This is a genomic window from Streptomyces calidiresistens, from assembly GCF_014141525.1.
Taxonomy (GTDB): domain Bacteria; phylum Actinomycetota; class Actinomycetes; order Streptomycetales; family Streptomycetaceae; genus Streptomyces; species Streptomyces calidiresistens.
The window spans coordinates 1-3,256 of sequence record NZ_VKHS01000640.1; the positions used below are offsets into that span (position 1 = coordinate 1).

General features: G+C 74.7%; 4 protein-coding genes. 2 read left to right on the forward strand and 2 right to left on the reverse strand.

Annotated elements, in window-relative coordinates:
• Positions 1-149: 149 nt before the first annotated feature.
• Positions 150-557 (reverse strand): RidA family protein, encoded by a 408-nt coding sequence (locus FOE67_RS20810; RefSeq protein WP_182666365.1) that lies wholly within the window; start codon positions 555-557, stop codon positions 150-152.
• A gap of 150 nt (positions 558-707) precedes the next feature.
• Here FOE67_RS20810 and FOE67_RS20815 point away from each other — a divergent pair, with 150 nt between their 5' ends.
• A complete protein-coding gene (locus FOE67_RS20815) occupies positions 708-1,094 on the forward strand; it encodes a winged helix-turn-helix transcriptional regulator (RefSeq protein WP_182666366.1) in 387 nt (128 codons plus the stop codon).
• Positions 1,095-1,237: 143 nt separating this feature from the next.
• Here the strand turns inward: FOE67_RS20815 and FOE67_RS20820 are convergent, their stop codons facing one another.
• The gene (locus FOE67_RS20820; RefSeq protein ID WP_182666367.1) at positions 1,238-1,747 is read right to left on the reverse strand and encodes a DUF5709 domain-containing protein; all 510 of its coding nucleotides are present in this window, start codon (positions 1,745-1,747) and stop codon (positions 1,238-1,240) included.
• Between the two features lie 267 nt (positions 1,748-2,014).
• Here FOE67_RS20820 and FOE67_RS20825 point away from each other — a divergent pair, with 267 nt between their 5' ends.
• Entirely contained in the window at positions 2,015-3,229 is a 1,215-nt protein-coding gene (locus tag FOE67_RS20825) for a saccharopine dehydrogenase family protein (RefSeq protein ID WP_182666368.1), read from the forward strand.
• Positions 3,230-3,256 lie beyond the last annotated feature (27 nt).

The following is a 3,256-nucleotide window of genomic DNA, read 5'->3' on the forward strand; positions in this document are numbered from 1 at the left end:
GGCCGGGGCCGGGGCCGGGAACCTCCCTCGCCCCACCGTCGTGTCTCCCGGTCCCACCGGCACTCGCCGACCGGGCGATTCACTCCTCCCGGGGTCCCGGTGGCGGGAGGGCGCTCCCCCGATGTGTCCCCGATGTGCCTCGGCGTCCCTCAGTTCGGGATCGCGACGGCCTCGACCTCGACCAGGTGCTCGGGCACGTCCAGGGCCGCGACGCCGAGCAGGGTGGCGGGCGGCGTCGCGGTGATGCCCAGCTTCCCTCGGGCCCGGGAGATCCCCTCCAGGAGTTCGGGCATCCTGTCCGGCGTCCAGTCGACGACGTGGACGTTCAGCTTCACCACGTCGTCGAAGGAGGCGCCCGCGCCGGCCAGGGCGGTGGCGACGTTGAGGTAGCACCGCTCCACCTGTGCGGTGAGGTCCCCCTCCCCCACCGTGGTGCCCTCGGCGTCCCACGAGACCTGTCCGGCGACGAAGACCATCCTCGTCCCGGTCGCGATCGACACCTGGTGGTACACGTCGATCGTCGGCAACCCCTCGGGGTTCACCAGGGTGACGGCCATGCCGTCCACCTCCTTCTGTCCGGAACTCCCGGGGAACGGGGCGCGCTCCCGCCCGATCCGACCCCGGTCGCTCTCTTGTGGTTACCGGGGAACCATAGGAGAGTGGTCGACGACCTGGAAGAACGCACTTTTCGGTAACGGGGGAACCTCATGGTGAGCAAGCAGTTCACGGGCTCGGAGGCCGAGCGGGCGGATCTGCGACGCGCGGACTCCCTGGCGCGGGAGATCTTCTCCGACATCGCCAACAAGTGGGCGCTGCTGATCATCGAGGCGCTGGGGGAGAGGGGCACCCTGCGCTTCGCGGAGTTGCACCGGGAGGTCCAGGGCATCAGCCACAAGATGCTCACCCAGAACCTGCGCATGCTGGAGCGCAACGGTCTGGTCGAGCGGTGCGTGCACCCCACCGTGCCGCCGCGCGTCGAGTACACCCTCACCGAGCCGGGCCTGGCCCTGCGGGCCACGGTGGACGGCATGTGCGACTGGACCCACCGCCACATCGACCACATCGAGGCCTCCCGCACCCGCTTCGGGAGCTGAGCATTCCGCGGCCTTCCCCGCTCCGGTCCGCGGCAGCCGGCCCTCCCCGGCGTCCCGGCCCCGCTCGCTCCCGGGTGCCCGCCCACACGTGACGGAGGCGGTTCCCCACCCGCGGGTGGGGAACCGCCTCCCGGTGACTCCCGTCAGCGGCGGCTGCCGGCCGGGGGATCCATCTCGTCGGGGTTCTCGTCGATGACGTGCATGGCGGCCTCCTCGGCTCCGGCGGCGCCGCCGTCGATGCCGACGTCCACGCCCGCCATCGCCTCGCCGGTGATCGGCTCCGCCAGGCGACCGGCGCGCTCGTCGCCGACCTGGTCCTCGTCGATCGGCTCGCCCTCCATGCCCGGCTGGTCACCGATGCCGTCACCGAGCGGGATCTGCTCGCCGACATCGGGCTCCTCCTCGCGCAGCCGCTCGTCCAGGCTCTCCCCCTCGCGCTGCTCGCGGGCGGTGGTGCCGTGCTTGGTGACGGCCAGTGGCTTCTCCGGCGGCGAGTAGCCCTCGTCGAGCATGTCGTCCAGTCCCCCGCCGCCCCGCTCGTCGAGTTCGTTCTCCAGGTCGAGGTCGTCGGGGTTGTCCGGCGTGTCGGAGCCCGTCGGCTGGTAGACCTCGTCGCCCATTCCCTCCGCGGCGTCCGCGGCGTCTGCGGCCATGGGGTCCTCCCTGTGCTCGTGCGGACTGCGTACCGGTGGGTCGGGTGCCCACGGGTGCGACCGGGAAACCCGGGGCGCCGCCGTCCGGGGGAGCCCCGGCGCCCCCGTTCGGGCGGGGTCGGCGGGAAGCCCGGGCGGTGCGGGCGCAGCGGGGCGACGGCGCCGTGAACGGCCGGGAGCGGGCCCCGGGGGCCCACGCGAACCCGGCGGTGCCCGGGGGCCGTGTCGCGGCCGGCCGCGCCCGGCGGGCGCTTCTACGGTGGTGGGATGACGGACATACCGGAGAACCGCCGCCATGACCTCGTCCTGCTCGGTGCCACCGGTTTCGCCGGTGGGCTGACCGCCGAGTACCTGGCCCGGCACGCCCCGGCCGACCTGCGCTGGGCCCTCGCCGGCCGCAGCCGGGAGAAGCTGGAGGCCGTCCGTGGGCGCCTGGCCGGGATCGACACCCGTCTCGCCGAGCTGCCGTTGATCGTCGCCGACACCGGGGACCCCGCCTCGCTGCGGGAACTCGCCGAGTCCACCCGGGTGCTGGTGACCACCGTGGGCCCCTACCTGCGGTACGGGGACGGCCCGGTCGCCGCCTGTGCCGAGGCCGGGACGGACTACCTGGACCTGACCGGCGAACCGGAGTTCGTGGACCGGGCGTTCCTGCGCCACCACGAGCGGGCCCGGCGGACCGGCGCGCGCCTGGTGCACTGCTGCGGCTTCGACTCGGTGCCGCACGACCTGGGGGTGTTGTTCACCGTCAACCGCCTGCCGGAGGGGGTTCCGCTGCGGGTGCGGGGGTACCTCGCGGTGGCCTTCGCCCCGTCGGCGGGCACCTTCCACTCGGCGGTGGAGATGCTGGGTCGGCGCGGCACGGCGGCCGCCGTGGCGGCGGAGCGGCGGCGGATCGAGGAGCGACCGGCCGACCGCCGGGTGCGCGGCGAGCGCCCCCGGCCGCGCCGGTTGCGGCGCGACGGTCCGGAGGCGGCCGACGGGTGGGCGCTGCCGCTGCCCACCGTGGATCCGCAGGTCGTGCTGCGCTCGGCCCGGGCCCTGGAGCGGTACGGCCCGGACTTCTCCTACGGTCACCACCTCGCGGTGAAGCACCTGCCGAAGGCCGTGGCGCTGGTCGGCGGGGCGGCGGGACTGGCCGCGCTCTCCGGTCCCCGGGTCACCCGGGAGTGGCTGCTGGGGCGGATGGACTCCGGTGAGGGGCCCTCGCCGGAGCGGCGCGCGCGGGGCTGGTTCCGGGTGCGGTTCGTCGGCGAGGGCGGCGGCCGGCGGGTGGTCACCGAGGTGGCGGGGCGCGAGCCGGGGTACGACGAGACCTCGAAGATCCTGGCGGAGGCGGCGATGTGTCTGGCGCTGGACGGGGGGCTGCCGAAGGTCTCCGGTCAGGTGACGCCGGCGGCGGCGATGGGGGACGCGTTGATCGACCGTCTGACGGCGGCCGGCATCCGGTTCGCGGTGGTGGGGGAGGGCCCGGCGGACTGATCGCGCCCGCACCCGTCACCCACCCGC